General features: G+C 75.2%; 13 protein-coding genes. All 13 read left to right on the top strand.

Features of this window, described 5'->3' with window-relative positions:
- The first annotated feature begins 54 nt into the window (after positions 1–54).
- The 13 genes from BUE45_RS09730 to mmsB all read left to right on the top strand — a co-directional run bounded on the left by BUE45_RS09730 (position 55) and on the right by mmsB (position 17,008).
- Positions 55–1,404, top strand: coding sequence for an MFS transporter (locus BUE45_RS09730; protein ID WP_073377896.1), 1,350 nt, complete (start codon positions 55–57; stop codon positions 1,402–1,404).
- On the top strand, positions 1,394–2,860 hold the full coding sequence (locus BUE45_RS09735; RefSeq protein ID WP_073377898.1) for a pyridoxal phosphate-dependent decarboxylase family protein: 1,467 nt from the start codon (positions 1,394–1,396) through the stop codon (positions 2,858–2,860). Before BUE45_RS09730 ends, BUE45_RS09735 begins: the two co-directional genes overlap by 11 nt.
- Before the next feature lie 253 nt (positions 2,861–3,113).
- The gene (locus BUE45_RS09740) at positions 3,114–4,403 is read left to right on the top strand and encodes an ATP-grasp domain-containing protein (RefSeq protein WP_073377900.1); all 1,290 of its coding nucleotides are present in this window, start codon (positions 3,114–3,116) and stop codon (positions 4,401–4,403) included.
- 14 nt (positions 4,404–4,417) lie between these two features.
- Entirely contained in the window at positions 4,418–6,460 is a 2,043-nt protein-coding gene (locus BUE45_RS09745) for a CocE/NonD family hydrolase (protein WP_073377902.1), read from the top strand.
- A 49-nt stretch (positions 6,461–6,509) separates the two neighbouring features.
- Entirely contained in the window at positions 6,510–6,791 is a 282-nt protein-coding gene (locus BUE45_RS09750) for a hypothetical protein (RefSeq protein WP_073377905.1), read from the top strand.
- Between the two features lie 121 nt (positions 6,792–6,912).
- On the top strand, positions 6,913–8,190 hold the full coding sequence (locus tag BUE45_RS09755) for a cytochrome P450 (RefSeq protein WP_073377907.1): 1,278 nt from the start codon (positions 6,913–6,915) through the stop codon (positions 8,188–8,190).
- A gap of 91 nt (positions 8,191–8,281) precedes the next feature.
- On the top strand, positions 8,282–8,503 hold the full coding sequence (locus BUE45_RS09760; RefSeq protein ID WP_143173314.1) for a hypothetical protein: 222 nt from the start codon (positions 8,282–8,284) through the stop codon (positions 8,501–8,503).
- A gap of 579 nt (positions 8,504–9,082) precedes the next feature.
- Positions 9,083–10,759: a ribulokinase gene (araB, locus tag BUE45_RS09765; RefSeq protein ID WP_073377913.1), complete on the top strand. Its 1,677-nt coding sequence runs from the start codon at positions 9,083–9,085 to the stop codon at positions 10,757–10,759.
- Positions 10,756–11,448, top strand: a complete 693-nt coding sequence (locus tag BUE45_RS09770) for an L-ribulose-5-phosphate 4-epimerase (protein WP_073377915.1) — start codon at positions 10,756–10,758, stop codon at positions 11,446–11,448. The genes araB and BUE45_RS09770 overlap by 4 nt, the downstream gene beginning before the upstream one ends.
- A 107-nt stretch (positions 11,449–11,555) precedes the next feature.
- Positions 11,556–12,914 carry an L-fucose/L-arabinose isomerase family protein gene (locus tag BUE45_RS09775; protein WP_143173323.1) on the top strand — a complete coding sequence of 453 codons (1,359 nt, stop codon included), beginning with the start codon at positions 11,556–11,558 and terminating at the stop codon, positions 12,912–12,914.
- Between the two features lie 148 nt (positions 12,915–13,062).
- Positions 13,063–14,154, top strand: a complete 1,092-nt coding sequence (gene chvE / locus BUE45_RS09780) for a multiple monosaccharide ABC transporter substrate-binding protein (RefSeq protein ID WP_073377917.1) — start codon at positions 13,063–13,065, stop codon at positions 14,152–14,154.
- A gap of 47 nt (positions 14,155–14,201) precedes the next feature.
- On the top strand, positions 14,202–15,731 hold the full coding sequence (locus tag BUE45_RS09785) for a sugar ABC transporter ATP-binding protein (protein WP_143173324.1): 1,530 nt from the start codon (positions 14,202–14,204) through the stop codon (positions 15,729–15,731).
- Positions 15,728–17,008 (top strand): multiple monosaccharide ABC transporter permease, encoded by a 1,281-nt coding sequence (gene mmsB, locus BUE45_RS09790; RefSeq protein ID WP_073377933.1) that lies wholly within the window; start codon positions 15,728–15,730, stop codon positions 17,006–17,008. The genes BUE45_RS09785 and mmsB overlap by 4 nt, the downstream gene beginning before the upstream one ends.
- The last annotated feature ends 5 nt before the right edge of the window (positions 17,009–17,013 follow it).

Below are 17,013 nucleotides of genomic sequence, written 5' to 3' on the forward strand. Positions count from 1 at the left end.
CGGCGCATCCCCCCGTCCCGTCCCCGGCCCCCGAACCCTCCCCGGCCGCGCCCCGTGAGCGCCGCCCCGCTCCCCCGCCCCCGGCTCCTCGCCTACGGGATCGGCTCCGTGGGCACCGGCGTCTTCTCCGCCCTGCCCGGCCTGCTGCTCCTCTACTACCTCACCGACGTGCTCGGCGTCGCCGCCGGGCTCGCCGGGCTCGTACTGGTCCTGCCCAAGGTCTGGGACATGCTCGTCGACCCGGCCATCGGGGTCGCCAGCGACCGGGAGGCCGTGCGCACCGGCGGGCGCTTTCGCCTGATGCTCGCCGGGGCGCTGGCCCTGCCGCCGCTGTTCGCCGCGGTGTTCGCCGCGCCCGCAGGGTCCCCGGGCTGGTCCGCGCTGTGGGTGGGAGCGGCGTTCCTGCTGGCCACGACCGCGTTCAACCTCTTCCAGGTGCCCTACGCGGCGCTGCCCGCGGAGATCTCGCCCCGCCGCGACCAGCGGAGCCGCGCCGTGTCCTGGCGGGTGGTGTGCCTGACCCTGGGCATCCTCGCCGCGGGAGGGCTCGCGCCCCTGGTCGTGGAGGCCGCGGGCGGCGGGCGGGCCGGCCACGCGGCCATGGGCGCCGTCATCGGGGCGGTGCTGTGCGCGGCGCTGTCGGCCGCCGCCCTGGGCACGCGGTGGATCCCGAGCCGCCCCGGGCCGAACACGCTGGGGCCCGTCGCCGCGTTCCGGGCGGCGCGCGGGAACCGGCCGTTCTTCGCGCTGGCCGCCGCGTTCTCGACCCAGGCCCTGGCGGTGTCGGTGATGCTGGCCGGGGCGCCCTACGTGGCCGCCCACCTGCTGGACGACTACGGGCTCACCTCCGCCATGTTCGTGTGCGTGGTCGGGCCGAGCCTGGTGGCCGTGCCCGCCTGGTCGGCGCTGGCGCGGCGGTTCGGCACGGTGAACTGCTACCTGGCGGCGCTGGCCGCGATGACCGCGGCGTCCGCCCTGCTGTTCCCCGCCGTGCTCACCGGGAGCGCCGCCGCGGTGCTGGCCGGGACCGGGCTGGTGGGGGTCTTCTACACCGGGCTGCAACTGCTGCCGCTGTCCCTGCTGCCGGAGACGGTGCGCGCGGACGCCGGTCGCAGCGGGCAGGCCCAGGCGGGGGCCTTCACCGGACTGTGGACCGGCCTGGAGACGGGGGCGATGGCGCTGGGTCCGGGGCTGTTCTCCGCGGTGCTGGCCGCGACGGCGTTCCGCTCCTCGGACGCGGCCACCGCCGCCGTCCAGCCGGAGAGCGCCCTGATGGGCCTGAGCCAGGGGTTCACCCTGCTGCCCGCGGCGCTGTTCCTCGTGAGCCTGGTGCCGCTGCTCGCCTTCGCGAAATCGACCGCCGCCGGACCCGAGAGTGTCGTGGGAGACGAGAGTGCTGCCTGAGAACGGACGTTCCACCGAGGACCTGCTCGCCGAGCTGGCCCGCCTCAAGGAGGGCGACCTGCCGGTGCGCGAGGGGCGGGTGGCCGCCTACGTGTACGACCCGGGGCGCCCGCACGTGCGCGAGGCCGGCCGCCGGGCATACCTGGAGATGCTGGAGGTCAACGGGCTCGACCCGACCGCGTTCCCCAGCACCGTCGCCCTGGAGGGGCGGGTGGTGGGCGCGGTCGCCGCCGTCCTGGGCGGGGACGCGGGCACGCCCGGCATCTTCACCAGCGGCGGCACCGAGTCCATCATGCTGGCGGTCAAGGCCGCCCGCGACTCCTGGACCCCGCCCGCCGCCGGGCCCGGCGCGGAGGGCGCCGGCGGCCCCCGGGACGTACCGGAGGTCGTGCTGCCGGTGACGGCGCACCCGGCGTTCCGCAAGGCCTGCCACTACCTGGGGCTCGCACCCGTCACCGTGCCCGTGGACCCGGTCACCCTGCGGGCGGTGCCCTCGGCGGTCGCCGGCGCGGTCGGTCCGCGCACCGCGCTGGTGGTCGCCTCGGCCCCGTCGTACCCGCACGGGGTGGTGGACCCGGTGCCCGAGATCGCCGCGATCGCCGCCGGGCGCGGGGTGCCCTGCCACGTGGACGCCTGCGTGGGCGGCTGGGTGCTGCCGTGGCTGGAGGGCGCGCCGCCGTTCGACCTGTCCGTCCCCGGGGTCACCTCGATCTCCTGCGACCTGCACAAGTACGGGTACGCCCCCAAGGGCGCGTCCGTCGTGCTGTTCGCGCGGGAGGGGCTGCGGCGGGCGGCGTACTACGCGAGCGCGGACTGGCCGGGCTACACGGTGATCAACTCCACCGTGCAGAGCAGCAAGGGCGCCGGGCCGCTGGCCGGGGCGTGGGCGACCCTCCAGGCGCTGGGCGCCTCGGGGTACCGGGAGCTGGCCGCCGAGGCGACGGCCGCGGCCGACCGGCTGCGCGCGGGGGTCGCGGACATCCCCGGTCTGCGGGTGCTGGGCGAGCCGGACGCGCCGCTGGTGGCACTGGCCTCCTCCGACCCGGAGGTGGACGTGTTCGTGCTCGCCGACGAGGTCGCGCGGGCGGGGTGGTTCCTCCAGGTGCAGCTGTCGTACGCGGGCATCCCGCCCAACCTGCACCTGACCCTGACGGGGGTGTCGCTGGCGGGCGTGGAGGCGCTGCTGGAGGTGCTGGCCGACGCGGTCGCGGCGGTGCGCGGCCGGCGCCCGGACCTGCCCGGGGGCCTGGCCGGGGCGGTGGAGGGACTCGACCTGTCCGCGGTGGACGACCGGGGGTTCGCGGACCTGCTCTCCGCGGTCGGCGTCACCCTGGGCGGCCCGGGCGGCTCGCCCACGGCCGCGGTGAACACGATCCTCGACGGGCTCGCCCCGGCCGCCCGGGAGGCGCTGCTGGTGCGGTTCCTGTCCGTGCTCAACTCCCCGCACACCCCCTGAGCGGGGACGGGACCGGCCTCCGCCCCCGTCCGACCCCGGGCCCGGCCCCCGCTCCGGCGGCCGGGCCCGCGCACCGCGGCTTTCCGGGGCGGGCACCCCCGCCCCGCCCCGCGGCGGAGGTATCTCCTGTTTTCGTCCGATTGAGGATGCAGGGTTCGGGTAGTCGGCCTCCCACATCCCCCACGCCCCGGTCGCCCGGACCCTGACCCGGCGGGCGGAGACCGGGGCGCACCCGAGGGAATCAGGAGGTCCCATGCAACGAAAGAACGTCTTCATCCTCGGTCTGGACGACCGCAACCGGGAGATCCTGGAGAGGACCCCCACCGGGCGCGGCGCCGACCTGCACCCCCTGTCCACCCTGGACTCCCTGCGCTCCGAGCACCTGGACATCGACGAGACCGTCGCCGACGCCCTGCGCGCCCTGGACGCGTTCGACGGGAGCGTCGACGCCGTCGCCGGCTACTGGGACTTCCCCGTCACCCTCCTCGTGCCGATCCTGGCCGCGCACCGCGGCCTCCCCGCCCCCACCCTCGAATCCGTCGTCCGGTGCGAGCACAAGTACTGGAGCCGCCTCCTCCAGAGCGAGGTCATCGACGAGTACCCCGCCTTCGCCCTCGTGGACCTGGAGAACCCGGTGCCGCCCTCCGAGCCCGGCTACCCCCTGTGGCTCAAGCCCGTGAAGTCGGCCTCCTCCGAACTGGCCTTCCGCGTCGAGAACGACGAGGAGTTCCACGCCGCGGTCGCCGAGCTGCGCGAGGGCATCGGCAAGATCGGGCTCCCCTTCGAGGAGATCCTGCGCCGCGTGGACCTGCCCCCGGAGATCGCCGAGGCGGGCGGCACCTCCTGCCTGGCCGAGGCCGCCCTCCAGGGCCTCCAGGTGGCCGTCGAGGGCTACGTCCACAACGGCGAGTGCGTCGTGTACGCCACCCTGGACTCGGTCGACTTCCCGGCCAGCCCGGCGTTCCTGCGGCACCAGTACCCCTCCACCCTGCCCGAGGGGGTCCGGCGGCGCATGGCGTCGATCGCCGAGCGGGTGATCGGCAGGCTCGGGCTGGACGACTCGACGTTCAGCATCGAGTACTTCTACGACCCGGTGGAGGACGACATCCGGGTGCTGGAGGTGAACCCCCGCCACTCCCAGGCGCACGCCTCGCTGTTCGAGCTGGTCGACGGGGCCGCCAACCACGAGCGGATGCTCCGGCTCGCCCTGGGAGGGGACCCCGCCCTGCCCGAGGGGACCCGGGGGGAGTACGCCATCGCCGCCGAGTGGTACCTGCGCCGCTTCTCCGACGGCCTGGTCACCCGGGTGCCCACCCCGGAGGAGGTCCGCCGGCTGGAGGAGGAGGTGCCGGGGGTACAGGTCGTGGTCGTGCCTCGGGAGGGGCAGCGCCTCTCCGACCTCCAGGCACAGGACAGCTACAGCTACGAGCTCGCCAAGATCGTCATCGGCGGCGCCGACGAGACCGAGATGCGCGCCAAGTACGAGCGGTGCGCCGAGGAGCTGGCCTTCGAGTTCGACGAGCTGCCCGGCGACGGCCGCTGACGGGAGGAGGTCCCATGCGGGTGATCGAGACCCTGCCGAACGAGGTGCGGACGGAGGAGCACTTCTGGATCCCGATGTCCGACGGGGTGCGCCTGGCCGGGCGCGCCTGGCTGCCGGTGTCGGCCGAGACCTCCCCGGTCCCGGCCGTCCTGGAGTACATCCCCTACCGCAGGCGCGACCTCACCGCGGTACGCGACTCCACCCACCACCCCTACATCGCCGGGCACGGCTACGCCTGCGTCCGCGTGGACATCCGCGGCAGCGGCGACTCCGAGGGGGTGCTCGCCGACGAGTACCTGGAGCGCGAGCAGCAGGACGCCGAGGAGGTCCTGGCCTGGCTCGCCGAACAGCCCTGGTGCGACGGCTCCACCGCCATGATGGGCCTGTCCTGGGGCGGCTTCGCCGCCCTCCAGGTGGCGGCCCGGCGCCCGCCGAGCCTGGGCGCCATCGCCGTCGCCTCCTTCACCGACGACCGCTACAACGACGACTTCCACTACATGGGCGGCTGCCTGCTCTCGGACAACCTCGCCGAGTCCGGGACCACCTTCGCCTTCGGCACCTGCCCGCCGGACCCGGCGACGGTGGGCGACCGGTGGCGGCGGATGTGGCTGGAGCGGCTGGAGGCCAACCGGCCCTGGATCATCAGGTGGCTGCACCACCAGCGCCGGGACGACTACTGGAGGCACGCCTCCGTGATCGAGGCGCCCGAGCGGGTGGCCTGCCCCGTGCTCGCCGCCGGCGGCTGGGCCGACGGCTACTCCAACGCGGTCCTGCGGGTGCTGGAGACCCTGGAGGCGCCCCGCCGGGGGCTCATCGGCCCCTGGTCGCACCGCTACCCCCACCTGGGCCTGCCGGGCCCCGCCATCGGCTACCTCCAGGAGGTCGTGCGCTGGTTCGACCACTGGCTCAAGGGGGTGGAGAACGGCGTGGACGAGGGGCCGGCGCTGTGGGCGTGGATGCAGGAGTCCGTCCCGCCCGCCACGTCCTACGAGGAGCGGCCCGGGCGCTGGGTGCGCGAGGACCGGTGGCCCTCCCCCGGGATCGAGCGGACGGGCTTCGGGCTGGGACCGCACCGCCTGTTCGCCTCGGACGGGGTCACCCCGCCCGAGGACGAGTCGCCGGGAGGCCCCCTGAGCGTGTCCTCCCCGCTGAGCGTGGGCCAGTTCGCGGGCAAGTGGGCCTCCTACAACGCGCCGCCCGACCTGCCCTACGACCAGCGCGAGGAGGACGGCGGCTCCCTGGTCTTCGAGACCGAGGTCCTGGACGAGCCGGTGGAGATCCTCGGGGCGCCCGAGGTGGAGCTGGAGGTGTCCGTGGACGCCCCGGTGGCCATGGTCGCCGCGCGGCTGAGCGACATCGCCCCCGACGGGGCCGCCACACGCGTCACGTTCGGCCTGCTCAACCTCACCCACCGGAACGGGCACGGCGAGCCGGAGGAGATGCCGCCGGGCGAGCGTCGGCGGGTGCGGGTCGTCCTCAACGGGGTCGCCCAGGTGTTCCCCGCGGGGCACCGCATCCGGCTGTCGCTGTCCACGTCGTACTGGCCGCTGGCCTGGCCCCCGCCGCGGCCGGTCCTGCTGACCGTGCACCCGGGCGGCAGCTCCCTGTCGCTGCCGGTCCGGCCCCCGCCCGCGGGCGAGGGCGCCGGGGCCCGGCCCTTCGGCGAGCCCGAGACGACGCCGGAGATCCCCACCACCCGGCGCGGGACGCCCGACCACCGGTGGGAGGTGCGCCGCGACCTGGTCGACACCCGGTCCTCGCTGGAGATCGTCAAGGACGGCGGCATCCTGCGCTTCGAGGACATCGGCCTGGACGTGGGGCGGCGCGCCCACGAGCACTACGAGTCGGTGGCCGACGACTTCACGTCGGTGCGCGGCGAGACCTCCTGGACCATGCGGTTCGCCCGGGAGGGCTGGGACACCCGCACCGAGACGCGCACCTCGCTGGAGTGCACCGAGACGGAGTTCCGGGTGTACGGGACGCTGGACGCCTTCGAGGGCGGGGAGCGGATCTTCTCCCGCCAGTGGAGCGAGACGATCCCGCGCGACCACGTGTGAGGACGCGGCCGAAGACCCGGCCGCGCCCGCGTGAGAAAGGAGCGTGCCGATGGAGGGGCCGATCTCCGCGGGGCCGCTGATGGTCCTCGTGTACGCGGCGATCCCCGTGCTGGTGATCCTGTTCGTCATCTGGGTGCTGCGCCGGGACGTCGCGCGCAAGCAGCGGGCCGTGCGCTCGCCGGACTACTGGAAGGAGCGGCCCGACGGCCGCCGGTACCCGACCGGGTGGGACCGGAGCCCGGGCGCCGGGAGCGCCCGGCGCGGGCCGGAGGGGGGACCGGCGGCGGACGACCTGCCGCCGCCGGAGGGCGGCGACCCGCCGGTGAGGTGAGGGGTCCGGCCCCGGGCACGGCGCCCGGGGCCGGACATGTTCGCTCCCCGCAACGACGGGTAGTCGCCCCCGTGCACGGACGACGACGGACGCCGCCGCGGGCGGAGAGGGAGTGAGGCCGATGGGCGCGGACCCCGGTCCCGGGACGCTGGAGAAGGCGCGCCTGCTGCCCCTGCTGGCCGCGCAGGTGGCGCGCGGGGTGATCGTGCGCCGCCCCGGCTGGGAGGCCCTGGCCGCGGCGGCCGGCGCGGACCGCAGGCTCGGCGCCCTGCTGCGGGAGCTGCGGGAGCGGCACGGGGACCGCCCGCTGCCGCTGACCGTCGCCGGCCGCCCCCTCGCCCTCGTACTGGCGCCCGGGGACGTGCGCCACCTCCTGGAGGGGACGCCGGACCCGTTCTCCCCGGGCGGCCGGGAGAAGCGGGGCGCGCTGGAGCACTTCCAGCCGCACGGGGTGCTGGTGTCCGACGCCGACGAGCGCGGGCCCCGGCGGGAGGCCAACGAGGAGGCCCTGGCGACCGGGCGGCCCCACCCCGACACCGGCGCGCTGGACTTCCAGGCGGACGAGGAGGCGCGGGTCCTGCGGCACGCCCTGGGGCGCGCGGGGGCGCTGGACTGGCCGCGGTTCTCCGCGTCGTTCGACGCGCTGGCGCGCAGGCTGGTGTTCGGGGAGCACGCGGCCGGGGACCACCTGACCACCGTGCTGCTGCGGCACCTGCGCTCGCGCGCCGACTGGGCCTACGCCCTGCCGGTGGACCGCCGCACCCGCAGGGAGTTCCTCGACCGGGTGCGGGCGGGGATCTCCGGGGCGGCGCCGGGCAGCCTGGCCGCGCGGCTCCCCCGGGACCCCCGGGTGCGGCCCGAGGACCAGGTGGCGCACTGGCTCTTCGCGTTCGACGCCACGGCGATCGCCTCGTTCCGGGCCCTGGCCCTGCTCGGCGCGCGGGGCACGGACCCCGACGCGGCGGCGGGCCGTCCGGACCGGTGGGCGGCCACGCTCCAGGAGTCGGTCCGGCTGTGGCCGACCACGCTGGTGATCCTGCGCGAGGCCGTGCGGGAGACGGCGTTGCGGGGCCGGGTGTTCGCCCGGGGCACGGCGTTCGTCGTGGTGAGCTCGTACTTCCACCGCGACCCGCGGCTGCCGTACGCGAACGCCTTCGCGCCGCGGATCTGGCTGGACGGGACCGCCCGCGCGGAGCCGGGGCTGGTGCCCTTCAGCCACGGGCCCGCGGGCTGCCCGGGGCGGGACGTGGTGCTGACGGCCGCGTCCCGGTTCCTGGGGGCGCTCACCGGCGGGGCGCCGCCGGCGCGCACGGACGCCGGCGTGCCGCTGTCCGCCGCGGACCTGCCGGTGTCCCTGGACCACACGGCCCTGCGGTTCTCCCTGGGAGGCGCGCCGTGACCGGCGCCGCACCGCCGCGGGTCCCGGACCGGCCGCCCCCGGCGGGCGGCGCGGTCGACCGAACGAACACCGAACCGGAGAGGTGACGGACATGGAATGGGCATGGGTGGTGGCCGTGGTGATGGTCGCGGTGATCGTGCTGCTGGTGGTGCTGGTCCTGCGGCGCAACACCGCGGACGACCGGCGCACACCGGAGAACGGCGAGCCGGCCCCGGAGCGGCGCGAGTACCCGACCGGGTGGAACCGCAGCACCGGCGAGATGCGCGACGCGGACGGTGAGGGCGACCCGCCCGCGCCCCGCGGCGACGCCTGACCCGCCGGTCCCCCGGAGGGGCGGTGCCACCGCCCCTCCGGGGCCGCCGCGTGCCCGGACGCGGGAGGGGCGGACGCGGGAGGGGCGGTGCGCCCGCCGCCACGTGCGGGGGCCGGCCCGCACGGCGCCGCGGGGGGCGGCGGCGGTGGAGCGGCGGAGCAGGGCGGGGCCGGGAAGAACCGCGCGGACGCGCACCGGGGCGAACGGCCGGTCACGCCGGGCCCGGCGTGACCGGCGCCGGAACGCGCCGGGCCCGCCCGGCGGGGGGACAGCGCACCGGCCGGGGACGCACCGCCCGTGGAACGGTCCGGCGCGGACCGCGCCGCCGGGCGGTGGCGGCACGCCCCGCGGTGCGGGCGGACCTTCGGACCGCGGGGGGTTGACATTCCAAAATGTTAGCGCGAACAATATTGCCTGGGTCACATTCGCGTTCCCCCTCTTCGATACCCCCATCCCCCGAAACCGACACCCCCCGACTTCAGGGCACCATCCACCCGATCCCTCTCAATCTCCCCATCTCGGAAGGAAGCGCCCTTGCCGCCGAATGTTAGCGCGCACAACACTCCCGCAGCGGATTCCGTGGTCGTCGGAGTCGACTTCGGGACCCTGTCGGGCCGCGCCGTCGTGGTCCGGGTCTCCGACGGCGCGGAGCTGGGCACGGCCGAGTACGCCTACCCCCACGGCGTCATCACCGACCGCCTCCCCGGCACCGCGGGGGACCTGGAACCGGAGACCGCCCTCCAGCACCCCCGCGACTACGAGGAGGTCCTGCGCAACGCCGTCCCCGAGGCCCTGCGCCTGGCCGGCGTCCGGCCCGGGCGGGTGGCGGGCATCGGCACCGACTTCACCTCCTGCACCTTCCTGCCCGTCACCGCCGACGGCACCCCCCTGTGCCTGCTGCCCGGGCTCGCGGACCGCCCGCACGCCTGGCCCAAGCTCTGGCGCCACCACGCGGCCCAGCCCGAGGCGGACGAGGTCACCGCCCTGGCCGCCGAGCGCGGCGAGCCCTGGCTGGCCCGCTACGGCGGCCGCATCTCCTCCGAGTGGCAGTTCGCCAAGGCCCTCCAGGTGCTGCGCGACGACCCGGACGTGTACGCGCGCGCCGACCGCTGGATCGAGGCCGCCGACTGGATCGTCTGGCGGCTGTGCGGCGCCGAGACCCGCAACACCTCCACCGCCGGGTACAAGGGCCTGTACCAGGACGGCCGCTGGCCGTCCCGGGAGTACCTGGCCGCCCTGGACCCGCGCATGGCGGACTTCGCGCGGGAACGGCTCGACCACCCCCTCTCCCCGCCGGGGACCCGCGCGGGCGGCCTCACCGCCGAGGCCGCGGCCTGGACCGGCCTGCCCGAGGGCACCCCGGTCGCGGTGGGCGCCATCGACGCCCACGTGACCGCCGCAGCCGCGGGCACCACCGGCCCCGGCCGGATGCTCGCCATCATGGGCACGAGCACCTGCCTGGTGATGAACTCCGACGTCAGGGCCGTCGTCCCCGGCATGTGCGGCCTCGTCCGGGACGGCATCACCCCGGACGCCTGGGGGTACGAGGCCGGCCAGAGCGGGGTCGGCGACATCTTCGGCTGGTTCGCCGACACCCACGTCCCCCCGGACTACCACGAGGAGGCCCGCGGACTCGGGGTCTCCGTCCACGAGCTGCTCTCCCGCCGGGCCGCCGGCGCCCCCGTGGGGGCGCACGGCCTCGTCGCCCTGGACTGGCACAGCGGCAACCGCTCGGTCCTGGTCGACCACTCGCTCTCCGGCCTGCTCGCCGGCACGACGCTGGCCACCCGGCCGGAGGAGGTCTACCGCGCGCTGGTGGAGGCGACCGCGTTCGGCGCCCGCACCATCGTCGAGGCCTTCACCGGGGCCGGGGTCCCCGTCCACGACCTCACCGTCGCCGGGGGCATGGTGCGCAACCCCTTCGTCCTCCAGGTCTACGCCGACGTCCTGGGCCTGCCCCTGCGGATCGCGGCCACCGAGCACGGCAGCGCCCTGGGGGCCGCCGTCCACGGGGCGGTCGCCGCCGGGCTGTACCCCGACCTGCACACCGCCTCGGCCGCCATGGCCCGGGTCCGCCCCGACCCCGTCGAACCGGACCCCGCCGCGACCGCCGCCTACGAGGAGCTGTTCACCGTCTACACCGAACTCCACGACCACTTCGGCCGGGGCGGCAGCGACGCCCTGCACCGGCTGCGCGCGCTGCGCAACGGGGCCCGGGCCGCCGCCCCCGCCGCCCGGGGCGGGGGGCCGCGATGACCGCCCGCACGCCCGCCGAGGCCCTGGCGGCCCACCGCGAGGCGGTGGAGGAGCTGCGCGCGCGGGTCAGCGACCTGCACGCGGAGCTGCCCCGCTGGAACCTGGTCACCTGGACCAGCGGCAACGTCTCCGCCCGGGTCCCCGGCGCCGACCTCATGGTCATCAAGCCCAGCGGCGTCTCCTACGACGACCTGGGTCCCGCGGACATCGTCGTCTGCGACCTGCGCGGCAACGTCGTCGAGGGGCGCCACCGCCCCTCCAGCGACACCTTCGCCCACGCCCACCTGTACCGGGAGCGCCCCGACATCGGCGGGGTGGTCCACACCCACAGCCCCTACGCCACCGCCTGGGCCGCCCGCGGCGAGGCCATCCCCTGCGTGATCACCGCCATGGCCGACGAGTTCGGCGGCGACATCCCGGTGGGGCCGTTCGCGCTCATCGGCGACGACGCCATCGGCCGCGGGGTGCTCGACACCCTGGCGGGCCACCGCTCCCCGGCGGTCCTCATGCGCGGCCACGGCGTGTTCACCGTCGGGCCCACCGCGGCGTCGGCGGTCAAGGCCGCGGTGATGTGCGAGGACGCGGCCCACACCGTGCACATCGCCCGGCAGGCGGGCCCCGTCGAACGCCTGCCCCAGGAGCACATCGACGCGCTCCACGAGCGCTACCGCACCGCCTACGGCCAGTGAGCCGCCCCGACAGCGAGGAGACCCCCGTGCCCGTACCCCCCGCCCCTGCACCCTCCCCCGGCAGCGCCGTCCAGGACGGCCCGCCGCGCATCGGGCTGCTGGGCATCATGCAGCCGCTCTACGACGACATGATCCCCGGCATCACCGAGCACCAGGCGCGGTACGCGTCCCGGGTCGCCGAGCGGCTCTCCGGGATCGCCGAGTGGACCGTCGCCCCGCCGGTGCGCGGGCGCGAGGACGCCGAACGGGCGGTGCGGGAGTTCGAGGAGGCCGGCCTCGACGGCGTCCTGGTGGTCATGCTGACCTACGGGCCGTCCCTGCGGGTGACCCGCGCGCTGAGCGGGTCCCGGCTGCCGCTGGCCCTGGCCAACATCCAGCCCGAGGCCGCCGTGAGCGCCTCGTGGGACATGGACGACATGACCTACAACCAGGGCATCCACGGCGCGCAGGACACCGCCAACGCCCTGGTCCGCGCGCAGGTGCCGTTCGAGGTAGTCACCGGCGACTGGGAGAGCCCGGAGTTCGGGGAGCGGGTGGGCCGCTGGGCCCGGGCCGCCCGCGCCGTGTGCGCCCTGCGCCGCCTGCGGGTCGGCGTGTTCGGCTACCCCATGAACGGCATGGGCGACGCGCGGGTCGACGAGACCTCGCTGCTGCGCGTGGTCGGCCCCGAGGTCCACGTCATCGCGCCGGGCGCCCTGCACCGCACCATGGCCGGCCTGCCCGGGGAGGCCGTCCGCGACCTCATGTCCTGGGAGGACTCGGTGTTCGAGGTGGACGGGCGCCTGTCCGAGGAGGAGCGGGAGGACCACGCCAGGATGCAGCTGGGCATCGAGCTGCTGCTGGAGGAGTCCGGCTGCGGGGCCTACTCCACCCACTTCGACGCGATCGGCGAGGACGGCCGCTTCACCCGGCTGCCCATGGCCGCCGCCTCCACCCTGATGGCCAAGGGGTACGGGTTCGCCGGGGAGGGCGACGTGCTCGCCGCCTCGATCGTCTACGCGGGCCACCGCCTGGCGGGGGACGGCCACTTCACCGAGATGTACGCCATGGACTTCCCCGGCGACTCCATCCTCATGAGCCACATGGGCGAGGGCAACTGGCGGCTGGCCCGCGAGGACGAGCCCGTGCGGCTCATCAAGCGCCCCCTGGGCATCGGCGGCCTGGCCGACCCGCCCACCCTGCTGTTCCGGTACCGGCCGGGCCCGGCCACCCTGGCCTCCCTGGTCGCCCTGGGCGGGGACCGGTTCCGGCTGGTCGTCGCCGAGGGCGAGGTCCTCGACGGCGCCGAGCTGCCGGCCCTGGAGATGCCCTACGGGAGCTTCCGGCCCGACAGCGGGGTGCAGGGGTGCATGGACGCCTGGCTCCGGGCGGGCGGCACCCACCACATGGTCATGAACACCGGCCGCCGGGCGCAGGACTGGCAGGTCCTGTGCCGGCTGACCGGCATCGAGTACGTACCGGTCTGACCCGGCCGCGCGGGGGCGGGCCGGCCCGCCCCCGCGCCCCGGCCGCCCTCCGGCACCGCCCCTCCCCCGACCCCTCCGCCCCACCGTCCCGGGCCGTTCCGGCCCCGCCCTCCCCACACGCACACCGACACGAAAGCGAACCCCCCTCATGGCGCACAGCTCACGCACGGCGGCCACCGCCCTGCTCGCCGCATCGGCCCTCCTGCTCACCGCCTGCAACGGCGTCGGCGACGCCGCCCGGCCCGACGGCGAGAACGGCCTCATCGGCATCTCGATGCCGACCCAGTCCTCCGAGCGCTGGATCAACGACGGGCAGAACATGGTCGCCGAGTTCGAGTCCCGCGGTTTCGGCACCGACCTCCAGTACGCCGAGAACGTCGTCCCCGACCAGATCTCGCAGATCGAGAACATGATCACCCGCGGCGCCGACGTCCTCGTCATCGCCGCCGTCGACGGCGAGGCGCTGGGCGACGTGCTCGACACCGCCGCCGACAGCGGCATCCCCGTGATCGCCTACGACCGGCTCATCATGGGCAGCGAGCACGTCGACTACTACGCCACCTTCGACAACTTCGAGGTCGGCGTGCTCCAGGCGCAGTACATCGTGGACGCCCTCGGGCTGGAGGACGGCGAGGAGGGTCCGTTCAACCTGGAGGTGTTCGGCGGCTCCCCCGACGACAACAACGCCTACTTCTTCAACGACGGGTCGATGTCGGTGCTCCAGCCCCACCTCGACGAGGGGACGCTGGAGATCCCCAGCGGCCAGACCGAGATGGGGCAGATCGCCACCCAGAGCTGGGACGGCGCCCTCGCCCAGGCCCGGATGGACAACCTGCTCAGCGCCCACTACTCCGACGAGGAGGTGGACGCCGTGCTCTCCCCGTTCGACGGCATCAGCCTGGGCGTCATCGAGTCGATGCGCGCCGTCGGCTACGGCTCCGGCGACCTGCCGCTGCCCGTCGTGACCGGGCAGGACGCCGACCTGTCGTCGGTGCGCTCCATCATCGCCGGGGAGCAGACCCAGACGGTCTTCAAGGACACCCGGGTCCTGGCCACCCAGACCGTCGACATGGTGGAGGCGCTGCTCGCCGGGGAGGACGTGCCGGTCAACGACACCGAGTCCTACGACAACGGCGTCAAGACCGTCCCCTCCTTCCTGCTGGAGCCGGTGTCGGTCGACATCGACAACTACGCCGAGGTGCTCGTGGAGAGCGGCTACTACGAGGAGTCGGAGCTGTGACGGGCGCTCCCACCGGGGCCGGGGCCCCGCCGGGCCCGCTGCTGAGCATGGCGGGCATCCGCAAGGAGTTCCCCGGGATGGTGGCGCTGGACGACGTCTCCCTGGACGTGCGCGAGGGCCGCGTCCACGCCCTCATGGGCGAGAACGGGGCGGGCAAGTCCACCCTGATGAAGGTGCTCAGCGGCGTCCACCCCGCCGGGACGTACACCGGGGACATCCTGCTGGACGGCGAGCCCTGCGCGTTCGGCGGCGTGGTCGACAGCGAGCGGGCGGGCATCGCCATCATCCACCAGGAGCTGGCGCTCATCCCGCAGCTGTCCATCGCCGAGAACGTGCTGCTGGGGCACGAGGCCACCCGGTTCGGCGTCCTGGACCGGGACGCCAACCACGCCCGGGCCCGCGAGCTGCTGCTCCGGGTGGGCCTGGACGAGAACCCGGACGTCCCGGTCTCGGCCCTGGGCATCGGCGCCCAGCAGCTCGTCGAGATCGCCAAGGCCCTCGCCAAGCGGGTGCGCCTGCTCATCCTGGACGAGCCCACCTCCGCGCTGAACGAGGCGGAGAGCCGGCGGCTGCTGGACCTGCTCCGCGAGCTGCGCGACCAGGGCGTCACGTGCATCCTCATCTCGCACAAGCTCGGCGAGGTGGTGAGCGTGAGCGACGAGATCACCATCCTGCGGGACGGGCGCACCATCGAGACGCTCGTCGTGGAGCGCGGCGCGGACGGGACGCCGTCGGTGGACGAGGACCGGATCATCCGCGGCATGGTGGGCCGCTCCCTGGACCGCCTCTACCCCGAACCGGCGGGCGAGGTCGGCCCGGTGCGGTTCGAGGTGCGGGACTGGACGGTCGACCACCCCACCCAGCCGGGGCGGCGCATGGTCGACGGCGTCGACATCGACCTGCGCTCGGGCGAGATCGTCGGACTGGCCGGGCTCATGGGGGCCGGGCGCACCGAGTTCGCGATGAGCCTGTTCGGCCGGTCCTACGGCAGGTACGTGCGGGGCACGCTGTTCAAGGACGGCGAGGTCCTGCCGGTGCCCGACGTGGCCGCGGCCGTCCGCGGCGGCCTGGCCTACGTGCCCGAGGACCGCAAGACGCTGGGGCTGCTGCTGGACGAGGACATCCGGCACAACACCACCCTGGCGGGGCTGCACCGCGTCTCTCGCCGCGGGGTGATCGACCAGGCGCGGGAGACCGTCGAGGCCCGGCGGATGAGCGACGGGCTGCACGTGCGCGGGAACGTCGCCGCCGGAACGGTGCGCACGCTCAGCGGCGGCAACCAGCAGAAGGTCGTGCTGGCCAAGTGGATGTTCACCCGCCCCGAGCTGCTGATCCTGGACGAGCCCACCCGCGGCATCGACGTCGGCGCCAAGTACGAGATCCACCTGATCATCCGCAGGCTGGCCGCGGAGGGCGCGGCCGTCCTGCTCATCTCCTCGGAGCTGCCCGAGGTGCTGGGCATGTGCGACCGCGTCCACACCATGTGCGAGGGGCGCCTCACCGGCGAGGTGCCCGCCGGCGAGGCCGACCAGGAGACCCTGATGAGACTGATGACGAGAACCGGGGACCGGCCATGAACCAGACGACCTCAGGACGGGCCGGGCTCGGGAGCCTGCTCCGCGGCGACTCCCGCCGGTACGGGATGGCGGTGGCCCTGGTCGCCATCGTCGTCCTGTTCCAGATCCTGACCGGCGGGCTGCTGCTGACCCCGCTCAACATCACCAACCTGATCCTCCAGAACTCCTACATCCTGATCCTGGCCATCGGGATGATGCTGGTGATCGTCACCGGGCACATCGACCTGTCGGTCGGCTCGGTGGTGGCCTTCACCGGCGCGGTGTCGGCGGTCATGCTGACCTCGTGGGGGCTGCCGACCGCGGCGGTGGTGCCCCTGGCCCTGCTGCTGGGGGCCGCGATCGGCGCCTGGCAGGGCTTCTGGATCGCGTACGTGCGCGTCCCGGCGTTCATCGTGACCCTCGCCGGGATGCTGGTGTTCCGCGGCGCCACCCTGGCGGTCCTGGGCGGGGAGTCCATCGCCCACCTGCCCCCGTCGCTGCGCCAGATCGCGGGCGGGTTCCTGCCCGGCCAGGGCGAGGGCCCGCACCTGCCGACCCTGCTGCTGGGCGCGGCGGGCGCGGCGGTCGTGGTGTGGATCCAGTGGCGCGCGCGGGCGCGCACCCGGGCGCACGGGCTGCCGGTGCAGCACGCGGCGGTGACCGCGGCGGCCTCGGCGGTGCTGGTGGCGGCGATCCTGGCGTTCACCTTCGCGCTGGCGGCCCACAACGGGCTGCCCCTGGTCGGGCTGCTGCTGGTGGCGCTCATCGCGGGGTACTCGTTCGTGACCCGCTCCACGACGCTGGGGCGGCGGATCTACGCGGTGGGCGGCAACGAGCGGGCGGCGGCCCTGTCGGGCATCCGCACGCAGCGGACGACCTTCTGGGTGTTCGTCAACATGGGGGCGCTGTCCGCGCTGGCCGGGCTGGTGTTCACCGCGCGGCTCAACGCGGCCACCCCGGGCGCGGGGACCATGTTCGAGCTGGACGCCATCGCCGCCGCGTTCATCGGGGGCGCGTCCGCCTCCGGCGGGGTGGGCACGGTGGTGGGGGCCGTCATCGGCGCCCTGGTCATGGGCGTCCTCAACAACGGGATGTCGCTGATCGGGCTGGGCGTGGACTGGCAGCAGCTCATCAAGGGGCTGGTGCTGCTGCTGGCGGTGGCCTTCGACATCTACAACAAGCGGCGGGTCGGCGCGGGCGGGGCCGCGGTGTTCGGGCTCCGCCGGCGCGGGCGCCCCGGCCCCGGCGGGGGCGCGGGAGCCTCCTCCCCGGGGGCGCGGGAGCCCGCCTCGGCCTGACCGGC

This window comes from Nocardiopsis flavescens (assembly GCF_900141985.1).
Classification (GTDB): Bacteria; Actinomycetota; Actinomycetes; order Streptosporangiales; family Streptosporangiaceae; genus Nocardiopsis; species Nocardiopsis flavescens.

What these genes read in the sequence shown, in the direction of transcription:
- chvE (WP_073377917.1), top strand. Translation starts at nt 13,063, where the DNA reads ATGGCGCACAGCTCACGCACGGCGGCCACCGCCCTGCTCGCCGCATCG.
- mmsB (WP_073377933.1), top strand. Translation starts at nt 15,728, where the DNA reads ATGAACCAGACGACCTCAGGACGGGCCGGGCTCGGGAGCCTGCTCCGC.
- BUE45_RS09740 (WP_073377900.1), top strand. Translation starts at nt 3,114, where the DNA reads ATGCAACGAAAGAACGTCTTCATCCTCGGTCTGGACGACCGCAACCGG.
- BUE45_RS09770 (WP_073377915.1), top strand. Translation starts at nt 10,756, where the DNA reads ATGACCGCCCGCACGCCCGCCGAGGCCCTGGCGGCCCACCGCGAGGCG.
- BUE45_RS09750 (WP_073377905.1), top strand. Translation starts at nt 6,510, where the DNA reads ATGGAGGGGCCGATCTCCGCGGGGCCGCTGATGGTCCTCGTGTACGCG.
- BUE45_RS09785 (WP_143173324.1), top strand. Translation starts at nt 14,202, where the DNA reads ATGGCGGGCATCCGCAAGGAGTTCCCCGGGATGGTGGCGCTGGACGAC.
- BUE45_RS09775 (WP_143173323.1), top strand. Translation starts at nt 11,556, where the DNA reads ATGCAGCCGCTCTACGACGACATGATCCCCGGCATCACCGAGCACCAG.
- BUE45_RS09755 (WP_073377907.1), top strand. Translation starts at nt 6,913, where the DNA reads ATGGGCGCGGACCCCGGTCCCGGGACGCTGGAGAAGGCGCGCCTGCTG.
- BUE45_RS09760 (WP_143173314.1), top strand. Translation starts at nt 8,282, where the DNA reads ATGGAATGGGCATGGGTGGTGGCCGTGGTGATGGTCGCGGTGATCGTG.
- BUE45_RS09745 (WP_073377902.1), top strand. Translation starts at nt 4,418, where the DNA reads ATGCGGGTGATCGAGACCCTGCCGAACGAGGTGCGGACGGAGGAGCAC.